Origin of the sequence: Acinetobacter gandensis, assembly GCF_001678755.1 — a bacterium.
Lineage (GTDB): Bacteria > Pseudomonadota > Gammaproteobacteria > Pseudomonadales > Moraxellaceae > Acinetobacter > Acinetobacter gandensis.
Map to the genome: position 1 here is coordinate 32,614 of NZ_LZDS01000010.1, position 14,585 is coordinate 47,198.

Below are 14,585 nucleotides of genomic sequence, written 5' to 3' on the forward strand. Positions count from 1 at the left end.
CATCCTAACCTTCTCCCAGAGGGAGAAGGAACTCCCAATATATTTTTGAAAACTGTTCAAATTTTCAATTTTATGTATTGTTTACGAACTTTTAATAAAAGAAGAAAATGCCCCAAAACCTTCCAGAAATACAAATCACCCGAAAATTACGCGCAACACGATTAAGACTGCGTGTCGAACCTACACAAATTAAATTAACTGTGCCGCAATTTTGCACACAGCGCCAGGTTCAGGATTTTTTAAAACAATCAGAACAATGGATGATTGAAACATGGCAAAAGCAGCAGGAAAAATCAGGGCAAATTGATAAGACATTTCCAACTGAATTAAAACTATTCAACCTAAAAAAACCGTTACAGGTTGTTTATCAAACACAGAAAAACTCTTTTATTTTAGATCAGCAAAACCATCAGCTTTTTGTTAGTGATCGCCAGCCCGAAAGTTATTTAAAAGCTTTCACAATTGCCTATGCCAAAACACATTTACCGCCGTATTTGCAAAAGCTGAGCATTGAAACGGGTCTGAAATTTAATCAATGCGCAGTACGTCAACCCAAAACACGATGGGGCAGTTGCTCTGCTAAACATGACATTATGTTGAATAGTGGATTAGTACTTTTTCCACATGAAATTGCACGATATGTGGCTGTACACGAGTTAGCACATACCAAGCATTTTGATCATAGTGCAAGATTTTGGGCAGAAGTGGAAAAATATGATGCGAATTTTCAGCAGCATAGGAAAATACTAAAAACGACGCCAATGCCTTGGTGGTGGAATATTTGAAGGTTGAAATCTAGACACTTATGTGTTGTGCTTGTTTTTAAACAAAAAGTTTCTTTTATCTAATAATGATTGAATATATTAGGATTTTTTATTTATATATTTAGGTTAAAGAGAAAATTAAAAATAAAAGAGAGCAATGAGAGTGATGAAGCTATTAGGAACTTGTGGTGCTTTGATATTGGTTTGTAGCTTTAATTTTGTTTGTGCTGAGGATTACAGCGGGAAAAATGTACAAAGGTTGAATCCAAAGATTTATAAAGTAGATGATTTAGAAGAAAAGACACTTGAAATGCTAGAAGAAGGATATGTGCCTATATCTACTGAAAAATTAATTGATTATTCCTATAGTAGAAGTATGAGGGATATTCGACAAAAAGCTTTACTTCATGGCTCAGCTATTGCGGTTTTTAGTAGTGAATCTTTAGGCAGTAAGGTTGTTTATGATACCCGTATGCATCAGCCAGAGGCTGCAAGAGTTTCTGGTGGTGATAGGGGGAAATATGATGTCAATAATTTAAATAATATACCGGTAGGCACGATAGAAAGCAGACCAGCCCGATACCAATCTTTAAGTGATCAGTTAAATGTCGTTTATTTTTACAAATTTAATTCAATAACAGGTATTTATCCTACTGAATTATCCCAAAGGGATAAAATTTATAATAGTATTCAATCAGGTGTTATCGCTAAAGTGGTTAAGCTGGGTTCTCCTGCTGAAAATATGATAATGTCGCAAGATATCATTTTAAAAATGAATGATGAAAATATTAATGATGTCAGTGCATTTGTTGAAAGTTCAAACTATTTAAGAGGAAACACGGTAAAGTTTGAAATTTTAAGAAAAGGACAGAAAATACCTGTAGAAATTAGTTTGAAACAGTAATAGTTGCTACAAACAGGGCAATTGCACCTTTCATCCAACGTAAGTTTAGTTCTTTCTGAAAATATGTTTTCTCTTAACCTGATAAAAAATATCTGTATTGCAATAAACCCTAGTAAAACAGTTCAGAAAACCGAAACTTCCTGTCATACTACGCAGTCATCAAATGGATACTTTGAATAGAGGTAAAGAGCGTGATTGCAGTAGGTATTGTCGGTGGAACAGGGTATACAGGCGTTGAATTGTTGCGTCTATTGCTACGACATCCAAATGCAGAAGTAAAACTTCTGACTTCACGTACTGAAAATGGTCGTCGTGTTGACGATATGTTCCCAAGTTTACGTGGACATACAGACCTTTGCTATTCAGACCTAAATATAGAAGAACTTAAACAATGTGACGTTGTATTTTTTGCAACACCGCATGGCGTAGCAATGAAACATGCTGAAGAGTTGGTTGCAGCAAATACTAAAGTAATTGACCTTGCCGCTGACTTCCGCTTGCAGGACTTGGCTCAGTTTGAAAAATGGTATGGTTTAGACCATGCATGTCCAGAATTATTAAAAGATTCAGTTTACGGTTTATCAGAACTTAACCGTGAAAAAATTAAACAGGCCAATGTGATTGGTAACCCAGGTTGCTACCCAACTACAGTACAGCTTGGTCTAGCGCCAGTACTCAAGGCTGACGCATTGGTGAAACCTGAAAGTATTATTATTGATGCAAAATCAGGTGTATCAGGCGCAGGCCGTAAAGCCAGCCTAGGTATGATTTATTCTGAAAATGCAGATAACTTTAAAGCCTATGGCGTTGCAGGCCACCGTCATCATCCAGAAATTGTGGAAGCATTAGAAAATATTTCAGGTCTAAAAGGTGTGTTTAACGAAATTTTATTCGTACCGCATTTAGTACCGATGATTCGTGGCATGCTCAGTACAATTTATATTGATCTAACTGATGCAGGCACTGAAGCAGACTTACAAAGTTTATATGAAGCTTTTTATGCCAAAGAACAATTTGTTGATGTCATGCCAGCAGGTAGTTCACCAGAAACTCGTACGGTGCGTGGTGCGAACCAATTACGTATTGCGATTTGCAAACCACAACCGAAAAAATTGGTAATTCTTGTTGCGCAAGATAACTTGGTTAAAGGTGCGGCAGGACAAGCGGTACAAAATATGAACTTAATGTTTGGCTTTGCTGAAAATGCAGGCCTACAAGGCATTGGTTTATTACCATAAAAAACGTTTTAAAACTTCACACCCATTTCAATCTAGATTTAAATGGGTGCTTTGAATGAACCAAAATAAGAGATGACGATGTCGAATACAGAATCAAATATCACGTCACAGCCGGATAACAGTGAAAAAACGCCTTTTATGAAGACGAATATGCCACTGGCAGTTGGTGCAGCAATACTGGCACTGAGCAGCGGCTTACTCGGATACAGTATTGGTCATCGTCAAGGCTTAACGGTTGTTGGTTATGATGCTGATGCAGAACAGCTCGTAGATGTTGTGCAGAAGCAGAAAACTGAACTTGCAACATTAAACAAAAATTTGAATGCTGCTATCCAAGAACGGGATGTTGCAGTTAGTAATTCAAATGATTTGTACTTGGCTGTTAATAAAGCACGTGATGAGCAAGAACATTCAGGTAATTTAGGTATTTTATATCGTGAAGTGTTACGTCAGCGTGGAGGGATGCCGCTTGCTGTACAGCATTTAGCGATTAAACCTTTGCCTGAAAATGCATTTGAATACCAACTAGATTTAGTACAAGTCAGCCCATCAAAAAGCTCTGTTTCGGGTAGTGTTGAAATCCGCTTAATTAAAGGCACAGAAGCATTGGCTGTACCATTAGAAGATAAAAACTTTAATTTCAGTGAAAGTGAGCGACTAACAGGTCGCTGGACGATGCCAAAAGGCTTCAGTCCAGATTTTATTGAAGTACGCTTATCGGGTAGTAAACCTGTTATTCGTCGTTTTAGCTGGTCTAAAGGTCAGCCTGTTGAAAATCAATCAGCATTCCTTTCAGAAATTCCACAAACTGAAGCAAGTGTTAACTAAGTGCGAAACCCAAATTCTATGCGAAGTAATAAACGTCAAATGTGCTTATCTGACATCAAAAACTCTTTTCACCAATCTGGTTTGATCGATTGGCATCTGACTCCGAGTCTAAGTCAAGGCTCACATGAAGATGGAGATTCAGATATTCAGGTTTTGACTGCTCCTCCTGAGTTAAAGCGTCCGCCGATGTATGCTGTCGTATTAATGAACGATGATTACACCCCAATGGACTTTGTTATTGAAATTTTACAACAATACTTTGCTTTGAATCTTGACCAAGCTACTCAAGTAATGCTAACTGTACATTATGAAGGAAAGGGTGTTGCAGGGGTTTATCCGCGAGACATTGCGGAGACTAAAGCAAACCAGGTCAATAATTACGCTCGATCACAAAGTCATCCATTACTTTGCCAGATTGAGCCAAAAGATTAATAAGGGGATTACATGCTCAGTCGTCAATTAGAAGTATCATTACGTTTGGCTGTCAGCATGGCTCGTCAAAAGAGACATGAATTTTTGACGGTAGAACATTTATTATTGGCTTTACTGGACAATGACTCTGCTGTAAATGCATTAAAAGCATGCGGTGCAGACATTATCGTTCTTCGCAAAGAACTTGAAGAATACGTCGAACAACATACCCCTAAGCTTGGTGAAAATAGCGATCAAGCACCACATCCAACAGAAAGTTTTGACCGCATTTTGCAACGTGCGATTTTCCATGTGCAATCAAGTGGCAATGACCGTACTGTCGAAGGTGCTGACATTCTAGTTGCGATGTATTCAGAACGCGATTCGTTTGCAGTTTATTTACTGAAACGTCATCAAATCAATCGTTTGACATTGACTCAATATTTGTCACACGGTACACGCAAAGATGAATCACAAGTAGAAGAAATTGAAGAGCTTGATGGAGAGACTTCATCTTCTGCCAATGCGGGGCCACTTGAGTTATATACAACCAATTTAAATGCCGAAGCACAAAAAGGCAAAACTGATCCACTGATTGGTCGTGAAAAAGAAATTGAGCGTACAGCACAAATCCTTTGCCGCCGCCGCAAAAACAATCCATTACTTGTTGGTGATCCTGGTGTAGGTAAAACCTCCATCGCCGAAGGCCTGGCGTGGTTAATTGTGAATGGTAAAGCGCCAAAGCCACTTGAAAATGCTGAAGTGTTTAGCTTAGATATTGGTGCATTAGTTGCGGGTACAAAATACCGTGGCGATTTTGAAAAACGCTTAAAACAACTTTTAAATGCATTAAAGAAAAAACCTGAAGCGATTTTATTTATTGATGAAATTCACATGATCATTGGTGCGGGCTCGAGCATGGGTAGCACAATGGATGCCTCGAATTTGATTAAGCCTGCTTTAGCAAATGGAACATTACGTTGCATTGGTTCAACAACCTTCCAAGAATATCGTCAAGTCTTTGAAAAGGATCATGCTTTATCACGCCGTTTCCAAAAAATTGATGTCAATGAGCCCTCAATCTCAGAAACCATTGATATTTTACGTGGCTTGAAATCTAAGTTTGAAGATTTCCATCATGTTAAATATGAAGATCAAGCTCTCGTTTCAGCAGTTGAACTTTCTGCCAAGTTCATTAATGATCGTTTCTTGCCAGATAAAGCTATTGATGTAATTGATGAAGCTGGTGCGCAGCGCCGTTTGAAAGCTGAACAAGATGATACGGTTATTTCAGTTGAAAACATTGAAGATATCGTTTCTAAAATTGCGCGTATTCCACCGAAAACAGTATCGAAAGATGATAAAAGCGTTTTGGGTAATCTCGAACGTGATCTTAAGCGAGTTGTGTTCGGGCAGGATGAGGCAATTGAAGCTTTGGCATCTGCCATCAAGCTTTCTCGTGCAGGATTGAAAGCACCTGACAAGCCAGTAGGTAACTTTGTATTTGCTGGGCCTACCGGTGTGGGTAAAACTGAAGTGACCAAACAATTGGCGAAATTGTTGGGTGTTGAACTTGTTCGTTTCGATATGTCTGAATATATGGAACGTCATGCAGTCTCACGTTTAATTGGTGCACCTCCGGGCTACGTCGGTTTTGATCAAGGTGGCTTACTCACAGATGCTATTCATAAAAATCCGCACTGCGTACTGTTGCTTGATGAAATTGAAAAAGCACATCCTGATGTCTTTAACTTGTTATTACAGATTATGGATCATGGCTCGTTGACGGATAACAATGGTCGAAAATCTGACTTCCGTAATGTGGTACTTGTGTTGACTACGAACATCGGTGCAGAAAGTATTTCACGTGTAAGTATCGGTTTCATGGAGCAAGACAACAGCCGTGATAACCAAGATGCAATGAAAAAAGCCTTTTCGCCAGAGTTCCGTAACCGTTTAGATGGTGTGATTCAATTCAAAGCCTTGCCAACAACAGTTATTGAAAGTGTCGTAGATAAGTTCTTAACTGAACTACAGGCACAATTAGATGACAAAAAAGTCATTCTTGAAGTTGATCAAGATGCGCGTGAGTGGATGGCAGAACAAGGATATGATCGCCTTATGGGTGCACGTCCAATGCAGCGTTTGATTCAAGAACATCTGAAAAAACCACTTGCTGAAATGATTCTTTTTGGTGAGTTAGCAGAACATGGCGGTAATGTTGCAGTTTCTGTGAAAAAAGAAAATGGTAAAGCGGTTGGTTTGAAACTTGAAGTATTTGAAGATCAAACGGCTGAACCTGCTTAAATTGCTTTTATGAATAGAAACCCGTGTTCGCACGGGTTTTTTATGTGCTTATATTTTTGGAATGAAAAAGGCTATCAACGATGGATATACAACTCAGTAAAGTCTTAGCTACGTTTGGACTTTTTCTGATTACTGCAGTGATGGAAATCTTAGGTTGTTATTTTCCCTATTTGATTTTAAATCAACATAAATCGCAGTGGTTATGGATCCCAACGGCATTGGCCTTAGCTGCGTTTGTATGGTTATTAACATTACATCCAGCTGCTTCAGGACGAATATATGCAGCCTACGGTGGCATTTATATTTTTACAGCATTAATGTGGCTAAAATTTGTTGATCAAGTGAGCTTGACTCGTTGGGATATTATGGGTGGTGCAATTGTATTGGTTGGTGCAGCGGTCATAATTTTACAACCCCAAGGTCTAATACGCTAAAAATTGATCTAGTTTCATAAACCTTGTTGTATCAGAGGAGTGTTTATTTAAATTTGCACTCAGTATTTTTAATGGTGATTTCGTATTGCTTTGTACCCGAGCTTAGATCCATTTCAATTTTATATGGGTTAACACGTTGAAATTGATGCTCGAATAGTAATTCACAGTTTTGAAGTGAATTATGCTTGATGAGTTGCTTTACTTTGAGTTCACCGACTGATTGTTCAAATTGGGTAAAATCAGGAGTGGTGATAATGCCATCAATTTCAATCTTATCCGCTTCCACTTCCATTTTTTCCATCAACATGTTTTGATCAACTTGATAGGGTAGAGTGCGTGAATCTTCATCACTAATTGCAGCAAGTATTTCGTTTAAAGCTGTTTTGTTTTTAATTTTAAAATTACTGTCTAAAATCTGCTTTTTCACCAAATATTGATCTAATTCACTTGGTTCACCAGCATAAGAAAAAGTAGATAAGCTCAATCCAAGAGCCAATAAGCAAATATTTTTTAAACGCATAATCCTAATCACTTATAAAACTTATGGTTTTATTAAAACATGTGCATATAAAAAAAGCACCTTTCGGTGCTTTTTTTAACAAAAGATCTGATTATTTTTTCATATTTTCATTCAATAAAAACTCAACCAATGCTTTTTGTGCATGTAAGCGGTTTTCAGCTTCATTCCAAACCACTGCATTTTTGTGATCAAGCATATTTTCAGAAATTTCTTCACCACGGTGTGCAGGTAGGCAGTGCATAAATAAGCAATCAGGATGTGCTAAGTCCATTAAGCGTTCATTTACCTGATAATCAGCGAAAGCTTTTTCACGGATTTTTTGTTCTTCTTCTTGTCCCATGCTCGCCCAAACGTCTGTAACAATTAGGTCAGCATTTACTGCAGCATCTTCCGCAGAGCTAACAAGTTCAGCACAATGAGCAAATTCAGCTAAAAATTCAGGTTTTGGTTCATAGCCTTTTGGTGCCGCAATTTTCAATTTAAAGCCCCACATGTGTGCAGCTTCAATATAAGAATTACACATATTGTTGCCATCACCAATCCAAGCAACAGTTTTACCTTCAATCGAACCACGGTGTTCAACGAATGTTTGAACATCGGCAAGTAATTGGCAAGGGTGGTGGTCATCTGTTAATGCATTGATTACAGGAACTTTCGAATAAGACGCAAAACGTTCAACAATGTCATGTCCAAACGTACGGATCATAACAATATCAAGCATGCTAGAAATTACACGCGCAGAATCTTCAACTGGCTCACCGCGACCAAGTTGTGAGTCTCGCGAAGAAAGGAAAATTGCACTACCACCAAATTGGCTCATACCTGCTTCGAACGATACACGGGTACGGGTGCTCGATTTTTCAAAAATCATACCCATGACTTTACCAACGAAAGGTTGGAAAACTTCATTGTTATGTTGCTTGCGCTTGAGTTCGATTGCGCGTTGCACAATTTGATTGAGTTCTAAAGTCGATAAATCGCGTAAAGTTAAAAAGTGACGTAGAGCCATTGTTACTCCACAATAATTGCTGAATCAAAAATACAGAACAACAATTAGTTGTTGGTTAGTTAAGAAAAAAAGGAATCGATTAATATACTATAAGAGATACAAATTGCAAAAAAACTAGCGTTTTTGATGACCGTCTAGGAATCGATCAACGCAATAACTGATGTAATCGTTGGTTTCTTGATCATTTTCATCAATTGAAATGCCCATCAGAACACGCCATTCCAAATTTCTTAAAATGCCAAAATAAAATTGCGCTGAAAATAGTGGCTTTTCACAGAATAACAAACCATATTCATGTGCTTGCGCTAAGGTTTCTGCAATTGAGCATTGTACATGTTTGGGGCCTTGTTCATGGATGTGACGCGCAATTTCTGGATTACGCCCAGTTTGTTCTAAAACTAAGCGCATAAAGGCGGCATTTTCTGGCAGCGCAATATGTTTATGGAAGTTGACCAAGTTGAGAATCAGGTAGCTACGAAAATCGGTGTCTTGATCGATGGTAAAAGGTAGACAAATATCTTTAAAAAATAAGCTACGGCGATAATCACAAATCGCTTTAAACAAACCGTCTTTATTACCGAAATATTTATAAATCGAGGCTTTAGAACCACCTGCATGGTTCACAATATCGTCTAGTGAAACAGCCTCGAAACCGCGTTGCAAGAACAATTCTGTTGCACTGTCTAAAAGCGCAACACAACGCTCATGGCCCCGCCGAGTTTGTGGCAGGTCACGTGCTAAAGGTTCGATGTGCGCTAAGTCTTGCATATAACGATAATGTGCCAATATAACAGAGAGAATAATTGAAATTATATCAAAAATATGCACACATTACTTACTTAGTGAAAAATAGAAAATCTTTGACTAAAGGCTAATAAGAAAAGTGTGAATAGTGAATATTTTGACTAAAGTTTTAGAGTTTTTAGCCTAGAAAGCCATAGAGTTGGGAGAATTTATGGATATACTCAAAACTCAAAATTAAAGTAAATGCCGTGGAAAGGAATATGACACAACAAACGTCTGCAGGCTTAAGATTTAGACAAGCATTGGAAGTAGAAAAACCATTACAGATCATTGGCACAGTAAATGCCTATGCAGCAATGATGGCAAAAGAAGTTGGATATAAAGCTATTTATTTATCTGGTGCAGGTGTTGCGAACTATTCATATGGTTTACCTGACTTAGGCATGACCAGTCTGGATAACGTTCTAGAAGATGTACGTCGTATTACAGAACGTGTAGATACGCCATTATTGGTGGATATTGATACAGGTTGGGGTGGTGCTTTTAATATTGCCCGCACTGTGAAGCAAATGATTGCTGCTGGCGCTGCGGCAGTTCATATTGAAGACCAAGTTGCCCAAAAGCGTTGTGGCCACCGTCCAAATAAAGAGATCGTCACTCAACAGGAAATGGTTGATCGGATTAAGGCAGCAGTAGATGCGAAGACGGATTCAAACTTTGTCGTGATGGCACGTACTGATGCACTACAAAAAGAAGGTTTGCAAGCAGTTATAGATCGTGCATGTGCATGTGTAGAAGCGGGTGCAGATGCAATCTTTGCTGAAGCGATGACTGATATTACCATGTACAAAACTGTCTGTGATGCTGTTGGTGTGCCTGTACTGGCAAACATTACAGAGTTTGGAGATACCCCTTACTACACCAAAGAAGAATTAGGTGAGCAAGGGATTAGCATGGTGCTTTACCCATTATCACCAACACGTGCAATGCAAAAAGCAGCACTCGAAGTGATGCAGGCGATTCGCAATGAAGGTACACAAGTGAATGTACTCGACAAAATGCAACAACGTAAAGAACTGTATCAATTCCTTGATTATCACACTTTTGAAAATACCTTAGATAAATTATTCACAGAAGGAAAATAAAAATGGCTGAAGGAAAAGTACTCACGGGCGCAGGATTGCGCGGACAAGTTGCTGGTAAAACAGCATTGTCAACTGTAGGCAAAAGTGGTGCTGGCTTAACTTATCGTGGTTATGACGTTCAAGACTTGGCAGAGAATTGCCAGTTTGAGGAAGTTGCGTACCTTATTTTCTTTGGTGAATTACCGACAACAGAACAACTTGCTGCATACAAAGCAAAATTAAAATCTTTACGTCAATTACCGCAAGCGTTAAAAGAAGTTTTAGAGCGTATTCCTGCAGATTCACATCCAATGGATGTGATGCGTACAGGCGTTTCAATGTTAGGTAACCTTGAAACTGAAAAATCGTTTGAAGAGCAACAAGACGTTGCAGATCGTATTTTGGCAACCTTACCTGCAATTATTTGTTACTGGTATCGTTTTAGCCATGATGGCGTGCGTGTAGAAGAAAATACCGATGATGATTCAATTGGCGCACAATTCCTACACTTACTTCGTGGCGAAAAACCAAATGAATTGCATGAGCAAGTGATGAACGTATCACTGATTCTGTATGCAGAGCATGAATTTAACGCGTCAACATTTACAGCACGCGTTTGCGCTTCAACTTTGTCTGATATGCATTCATGTATTACGGGCGCAATTGGTTCATTACGTGGTCCACTACACGGTGGTGCCAATGAAGCTGCAATGGAAATGATTGAAAACTGGACGTCACCAGAAGAAGCTGAGCGTGAAATGCTTGGTAAATTGGAACGTAAAGAAAAAATCATGGGCTTTGGTCATGCGATCTATAAAGACAATGATCCGCGTAATGGCATTATCAAAATTTGGTCTGAGCGTTTAGCAAAAGACGTTGGCGATACCGTACTTTATCCAGTATCTGTTCGCTGTGAAGAAGTCATGTGGCGTGAGAAGAAACTATTCTGTAATGCTGACTTCTTCCACGCTTCGGCATACCATTTCATGGATATTGCAACAAAACTATTTACACCAATCTTTGTGATGTCGCGTGTAACAGGCTGGGCCGCGCATGTAATGGAACAACGTGCAGATAACCGTATTATTCGCCCAAGTGCAGACTATACTGGTCCTGAACTGCGTAAAGTGGTGCCAATTGCTGAACGTTCAGCAGCATAACTAGAGTATTTATAAAAAAAGCCTCTTCGGAGGCTTTTTTATTTTAAATAGAACAATTATTTACTTAATAAAATGGGATCTTCAACGGTATATCCAGTTTCAAATGGGATACCTAAGTATTTAACTGTGCTGAGTAAATAAGGCTGTTGAGGTACTTTGTAGGTTTGTGAAACTTTTAAGCCTTCTTTATATGTTTCAGCGGTTTGTAATGCGCTTTTATATGTTGAATTTTTAACACGGTATTGATATTTCCACTTATCTATGGTTTCACTGGGGTCATACCAAGCTTTGGCTGTACCATTCATGGTTGTGATCATTTGTATTCGCACATTGTTGTTATTAATCGGTGTTAAGCGAGTCAGTCGATTTTTTATTTTTTTTATCTCTTTATCAAAAGCTGTGCTGTCTTGATCATAGTCAATACGTTTAGTTTTTGGATTGATATAGAGCGATTTAACAGTGATGAGTTGAGTAGGTGATTTCGCATTTAATTGATAGTAGTAAAGTTGCGGTAAACGACCACGGCCATCATGAAAATGTCGCATAACATAAATTTTTTGATCTTTCTTATCAAAGCCTAACACTTCGATATTTTGTGGTCCACCAACAGTTGCATATGCTGACAATGAAAATAAGCTAAAGAACGCAGCACTAAAAGTATGTAAATGATTCATGCAATGCGCTCCAAAAAAATGAACTTAGAGAATATTATGTCGCTTAGAAAGCACTTAAACCGATAAGATTTGTATCTATTTATTGTTGGATTAAGTTTAAGATATTGCTAGCGACATGAGCAGTCAGAATATTCAGTCGTTCTAATGGCGTGCCTTCAATAAAATAATGGTAATTTGATGTTTGCCCTCTAAAAGAAATAGAAATATAAAAAGTACCTTCAGGTTTCTCCAATGTCGCACTGCCTCCAGGCTTTAATAACCCTGTACAGGCTACAACAAAATCGGCATGCTTAAAAAGTTGGTGACCATGTGTAGCCATAGCTTCGGTCACTTCTGCAGATTCTGCAGTAAATGCAGTAATTATTTCATTGTCTATTTTTAAAATTTCACGCTTAACCGAAGGATCATAGCTTACAAGCCCGCCGAGTAAGATGTCTGCGCCACTATTTTTATATATAGAAAACTGACTACACAAATAGCCTGAGCTTGCACTTTCAACAAAAGCGATGGTTAAATTGTGCTGTTGCAATTGATCACAGCATGTTTTCAAAATTGACATTGCGCTAAAGTCCAATATTGTGTGAAATAAGTTTTAGTTAGAATGAATTTCTAATCAGATATCTATCTATAGATCGATATTTTACCTGAGTTTAAAAGTGAAAAATGCTTAATCGATTAGAAGCTGAACAAAATAACCAATTAAAGGTTTCCTATCCTGCTAAAGGGTGTTAAAACTTAAAATAAAGAGCGTATCAAAAGTGGGAACATTTCAATGAAAACGACTGTTAAATATGTAGTATTAAAAAGCCTAGACTATCAGTTAGGCACACCACTTTTTCAAGAAGAACTTGATGTGGATGGTCTTTATTTTGATCAAATTCCATCTATCATCCAGTATCAAAATCACCAGTTTAAAGTTAAAAGTAAAGAGTTAAAGCGAGTTTATTTAGCTGAAGAAAATGAAGACAGCCAAACGATTATTGTTAAAGTTTTATCTGTATAAAATTATAAATAAGAATTGCTCTCATTTATAATGAGGGCTTTTTTATTATTTAAAAACTTCCGGTGAAACATATTGTAATTTTATTTTAGATTGAATATAAAATAGATAATAAATATTTAATACACTTATAAATTTCATTTATCAGGATTGCTTGATTAATTAATATACTTTTATATGCGTAAATTTTTTATGTTTTATTTATAATATAAGCTGTTTTTTCATGGGGGTGAATAAATGGATTATTTGAAATTTCTTAAAAGCTTTAATACAACAGGTACATATCTTTTTTGGCAGTTGTACTTTTAATTTTCTTCGTGATCTACTTTTATGTAATTAACCCAACGTGATCTAAATTGTAAGAATATTATTTTATGTTTTCATAACGCTACACTGTAAATGGGCTTGTGCTGTTAATTTATATACTTTAGTGATGAGGATGTAGTCATGAAGTATATTGTAGTTTGCATGTGTGCCTTTATTTTTGTGCTGAGTGGGTGTCAAAATGATCATGACAATAATCAAGAACCGCAGACCCCGCACGCCTTAGATAAAGACTAGTCGCTAAGTTTTTTACTTGGATTAAAATTCAAATGGGGTCTATATGAAAATTTTAGTAAGTATAGCATGTGGATTAATTGCGCTTGGGTTAAGTGCTTGTGCGACATCTCCACAAATTGATCAATCAAAACATGTAATTGGTATGGCCAATCCAGCGAGTGTTTATTGTGAACAGGTTGGTGGACAAAGCCTTATTCAAAAGACTGAGGAAGGCGATCGTGGATTTTGTAAATTAAAGAATGGTCAGTTAGTTGATGAGTGGCAATATTATCAACATGGTCTATCAATTTGTAAGCCTGAATTAACACAAAAATTAATTGGACAAAAAAATCTAACTGATGCGCAAATTCAAGCGCTGACTAAAGCAAAATTAGTGCGCGTTGTTGAACCTGGTCAGCCAATGACTATGGACTATAGAGTTGAACGTGTAACAGTAACAATTAACCCCAATACCAAGATTGTTACAAATGCAATATGCGGTTAATAATTAAAATGTTTAAAAAGTCTACAGATGTAGACTTTTTTATAGCTAAAACTAAGTTATCAATAGTTTTACGTCGAAGTTAATAAATTTAAAAATATTTATTAACTCATATTTATTTCAAGTATTTATTAATGCCATGTATAAAGATGAAGCCTCACAAATTGAAGCTATGTGTAGATACATTCAAGTGTATGGCTTGGTCAATACATTTAAGAATAAGGACTGGAAAGCTTTTGCACGGGGCTAAGACGGAGCAGCCTACGCAAAGAATAACGGCTTTGTTGCACAAACCTATCTGTAAAGGCTTTTTCAGCGATATAATTTTCAAATGAAGAAGCCTGCACATAAAATCTACCGCACAACCCATTGGCCCGCATATAACCGAGCACTTATGAGTCGCGGAAATATTGCCATTTGGTTTGA

The 14,585-nt window shown here is 37.5% G+C and carries 16 protein-coding genes and 2 pseudogenes; 13 read left to right on the top strand and 5 right to left on the bottom strand.

Annotated elements, in window-relative coordinates; translation table 11 throughout:
• Window positions 1-107: 107 nt before the first annotated feature.
• The 7 genes from A9J31_RS04760 to A9J31_RS04790 all read left to right on the top strand — a co-directional run bounded on the left by A9J31_RS04760 (window position 108) and on the right by A9J31_RS04790 (window position 6,886).
• Window positions 108-785, top strand: coding sequence for a YgjP family zinc-dependent metalloprotease (locus A9J31_RS04760; RefSeq protein ID WP_067762816.1), 678 nt, complete (start codon window positions 108-110; stop codon window positions 783-785).
• A 145-nt stretch (window positions 786-930) separates the two neighbouring features.
• Window positions 931-1,668 (top strand): S1C family serine protease, encoded by a 738-nt coding sequence (locus A9J31_RS04765; RefSeq protein ID WP_067762817.1) that lies wholly within the window; start codon window positions 931-933, stop codon window positions 1,666-1,668.
• Window positions 1,669-1,859: 191 nt separating this feature from the next.
• Window positions 1,860-2,906 (top strand): N-acetyl-gamma-glutamyl-phosphate reductase, encoded by a 1,047-nt coding sequence (gene argC / locus A9J31_RS04770; protein WP_067762818.1) that lies wholly within the window; start codon window positions 1,860-1,862, stop codon window positions 2,904-2,906.
• A 78-nt stretch (window positions 2,907-2,984) separates the two neighbouring features.
• Window positions 2,985-3,734, top strand: coding sequence for a hypothetical protein (locus A9J31_RS04775; RefSeq protein WP_067762819.1), 750 nt, complete (start codon window positions 2,985-2,987; stop codon window positions 3,732-3,734).
• An 18-nt stretch (window positions 3,735-3,752) separates the two neighbouring features.
• Complete coding sequence (gene clpS / locus A9J31_RS04780) at window positions 3,753-4,166, top strand: ATP-dependent Clp protease adapter ClpS (RefSeq protein WP_067762820.1); 414 nt, start codon at window positions 3,753-3,755, stop codon at window positions 4,164-4,166.
• A 12-nt stretch (window positions 4,167-4,178) separates the two neighbouring features.
• A complete protein-coding gene (gene clpA, locus A9J31_RS04785) occupies window positions 4,179-6,452 on the top strand; it encodes an ATP-dependent Clp protease ATP-binding subunit ClpA (protein ID WP_067762821.1) in 2,274 nt (757 codons plus the stop codon).
• Window positions 6,453-6,532: 80 nt separating this feature from the next.
• On the top strand, window positions 6,533-6,886 hold the full coding sequence (locus A9J31_RS04790; RefSeq protein ID WP_067762822.1) for a YnfA family protein: 354 nt from the start codon (window positions 6,533-6,535) through the stop codon (window positions 6,884-6,886).
• Between the two features lie 43 nt (window positions 6,887-6,929).
• On the opposite strand, the gene A9J31_RS04795 is transcribed toward A9J31_RS04790, so the two are convergent.
• From A9J31_RS04795 to A9J31_RS04805, 3 genes are all read right to left on the bottom strand, one after another.
• Complete coding sequence (locus A9J31_RS04795; RefSeq protein WP_067762823.1) at window positions 6,930-7,406, bottom strand: hypothetical protein; 477 nt, start codon at window positions 7,404-7,406, stop codon at window positions 6,930-6,932.
• A gap of 91 nt (window positions 7,407-7,497) precedes the next feature.
• Entirely contained in the window at window positions 7,498-8,415 is a 918-nt protein-coding gene (gene argF, locus A9J31_RS04800; protein WP_067762824.1) for an ornithine carbamoyltransferase, read from the bottom strand.
• 114 nt (window positions 8,416-8,529) lie between these two features.
• On the bottom strand, window positions 8,530-9,183 hold the full coding sequence (locus tag A9J31_RS04805) for a TetR/AcrR family transcriptional regulator (protein WP_067762825.1): 654 nt from the start codon (window positions 9,181-9,183) through the stop codon (window positions 8,530-8,532).
• Between the two features lie 236 nt (window positions 9,184-9,419).
• Between A9J31_RS04805 and prpB the strand changes: the two genes are divergently transcribed.
• Together prpB and prpC are read left to right on the top strand one after the other, a co-directional pair.
• Window positions 9,420-10,304, top strand: a complete 885-nt coding sequence (gene prpB, locus A9J31_RS04810; protein WP_067762826.1) for a methylisocitrate lyase — start codon at window positions 9,420-9,422, stop codon at window positions 10,302-10,304.
• A 2-nt stretch (window positions 10,305-10,306) separates the two neighbouring features.
• On the top strand, window positions 10,307-11,443 hold the full coding sequence (prpC, locus tag A9J31_RS04815; RefSeq protein WP_067762827.1) for a bifunctional 2-methylcitrate synthase/citrate synthase: 1,137 nt from the start codon (window positions 10,307-10,309) through the stop codon (window positions 11,441-11,443).
• A gap of 56 nt (window positions 11,444-11,499) precedes the next feature.
• Here prpC and A9J31_RS04820 read toward each other — a convergent pair whose 3' ends face one another.
• Both A9J31_RS04820 and A9J31_RS04825 read right to left on the bottom strand, forming a co-directional pair.
• Window positions 11,500-12,117: an aminotransferase gene (locus tag A9J31_RS04820; RefSeq protein ID WP_067762828.1), complete on the bottom strand. Its 618-nt coding sequence runs from the start codon at window positions 12,115-12,117 to the stop codon at window positions 11,500-11,502.
• Between the two features lie 79 nt (window positions 12,118-12,196).
• The gene (locus tag A9J31_RS04825; RefSeq protein WP_067762829.1) at window positions 12,197-12,676 is read right to left on the bottom strand and encodes a CinA family protein; all 480 of its coding nucleotides are present in this window, start codon (window positions 12,674-12,676) and stop codon (window positions 12,197-12,199) included.
• 213 nt (window positions 12,677-12,889) lie between these two features.
• Between A9J31_RS04825 and A9J31_RS04830 the strand changes: the two genes are divergently transcribed.
• From A9J31_RS04830 to A9J31_RS15555, 4 genes and pseudogenes are all read left to right on the top strand, one after another.
• Entirely contained in the window at window positions 12,890-13,120 is a 231-nt protein-coding gene (locus tag A9J31_RS04830; protein ID WP_067762830.1) for a hypothetical protein, read from the top strand.
• A gap of 601 nt (window positions 13,121-13,721) precedes the next feature.
• A complete protein-coding gene (locus A9J31_RS04835; protein WP_067762831.1) occupies window positions 13,722-14,162 on the top strand; it encodes an I78 family peptidase inhibitor in 441 nt (146 codons plus the stop codon).
• A 118-nt stretch (window positions 14,163-14,280) separates the two neighbouring features.
• Window positions 14,281-14,406 (top strand): annotated as a pseudogene (locus A9J31_RS15310) (N-acetylmuramidase domain-containing protein); the annotation flags it as partial.
• A gap of 84 nt (window positions 14,407-14,490) precedes the next feature.
• A pseudogene (locus A9J31_RS15555) lies at window positions 14,491-14,585 on the top strand (IS5/IS1182 family transposase); the annotation flags it as partial.

Bases quoted from the DNA above. Each gene is read 5' to 3' on its own strand.
- prpC (WP_067762827.1), top strand. From the start codon at position 10,307: ATGGCTGAAGGAAAAGTACTCACGGGCGCAGGATTGCGCGGACAAGTT.
- argF (WP_067762824.1), bottom strand. From the start codon at position 8,415: ATGGCTCTACGTCACTTTTTAACTTTACGCGATTTATCGACTTTAGAA.
- A9J31_RS04830 (WP_067762830.1), top strand. From the start codon at position 12,890: ATGAAAACGACTGTTAAATATGTAGTATTAAAAAGCCTAGACTATCAG.
- prpB (WP_067762826.1), top strand. From the start codon at position 9,420: ATGACACAACAAACGTCTGCAGGCTTAAGATTTAGACAAGCATTGGAA.
- A9J31_RS04775 (WP_067762819.1), top strand. From the start codon at position 2,985: ATGTCGAATACAGAATCAAATATCACGTCACAGCCGGATAACAGTGAA.
- clpA (WP_067762821.1), top strand. From the start codon at position 4,179: ATGCTCAGTCGTCAATTAGAAGTATCATTACGTTTGGCTGTCAGCATG.
- A9J31_RS04795 (WP_067762823.1), bottom strand. From the start codon at position 7,406: ATGCGTTTAAAAAATATTTGCTTATTGGCTCTTGGATTGAGCTTATCT.
- A9J31_RS04820 (WP_067762828.1), bottom strand. From the start codon at position 12,117: ATGAATCATTTACATACTTTTAGTGCTGCGTTCTTTAGCTTATTTTCA.
- A9J31_RS04760 (WP_067762816.1), top strand. From the start codon at position 108: ATGCCCCAAAACCTTCCAGAAATACAAATCACCCGAAAATTACGCGCA.
- A9J31_RS04765 (WP_067762817.1), top strand. From the start codon at position 931: ATGAAGCTATTAGGAACTTGTGGTGCTTTGATATTGGTTTGTAGCTTT.
- clpS (WP_067762820.1), top strand. From the start codon at position 3,753: ATGCGAAGTAATAAACGTCAAATGTGCTTATCTGACATCAAAAACTCT.
- A9J31_RS04835 (WP_067762831.1), top strand. From the start codon at position 13,722: ATGAAAATTTTAGTAAGTATAGCATGTGGATTAATTGCGCTTGGGTTA.
- A9J31_RS04805 (WP_067762825.1), bottom strand. From the start codon at position 9,183: ATGCAAGACTTAGCGCACATCGAACCTTTAGCACGTGACCTGCCACAA.
- A9J31_RS04790 (WP_067762822.1), top strand. From the start codon at position 6,533: ATGGATATACAACTCAGTAAAGTCTTAGCTACGTTTGGACTTTTTCTG.
- A9J31_RS04825 (WP_067762829.1), bottom strand. From the start codon at position 12,676: ATGTCAATTTTGAAAACATGCTGTGATCAATTGCAACAGCACAATTTA.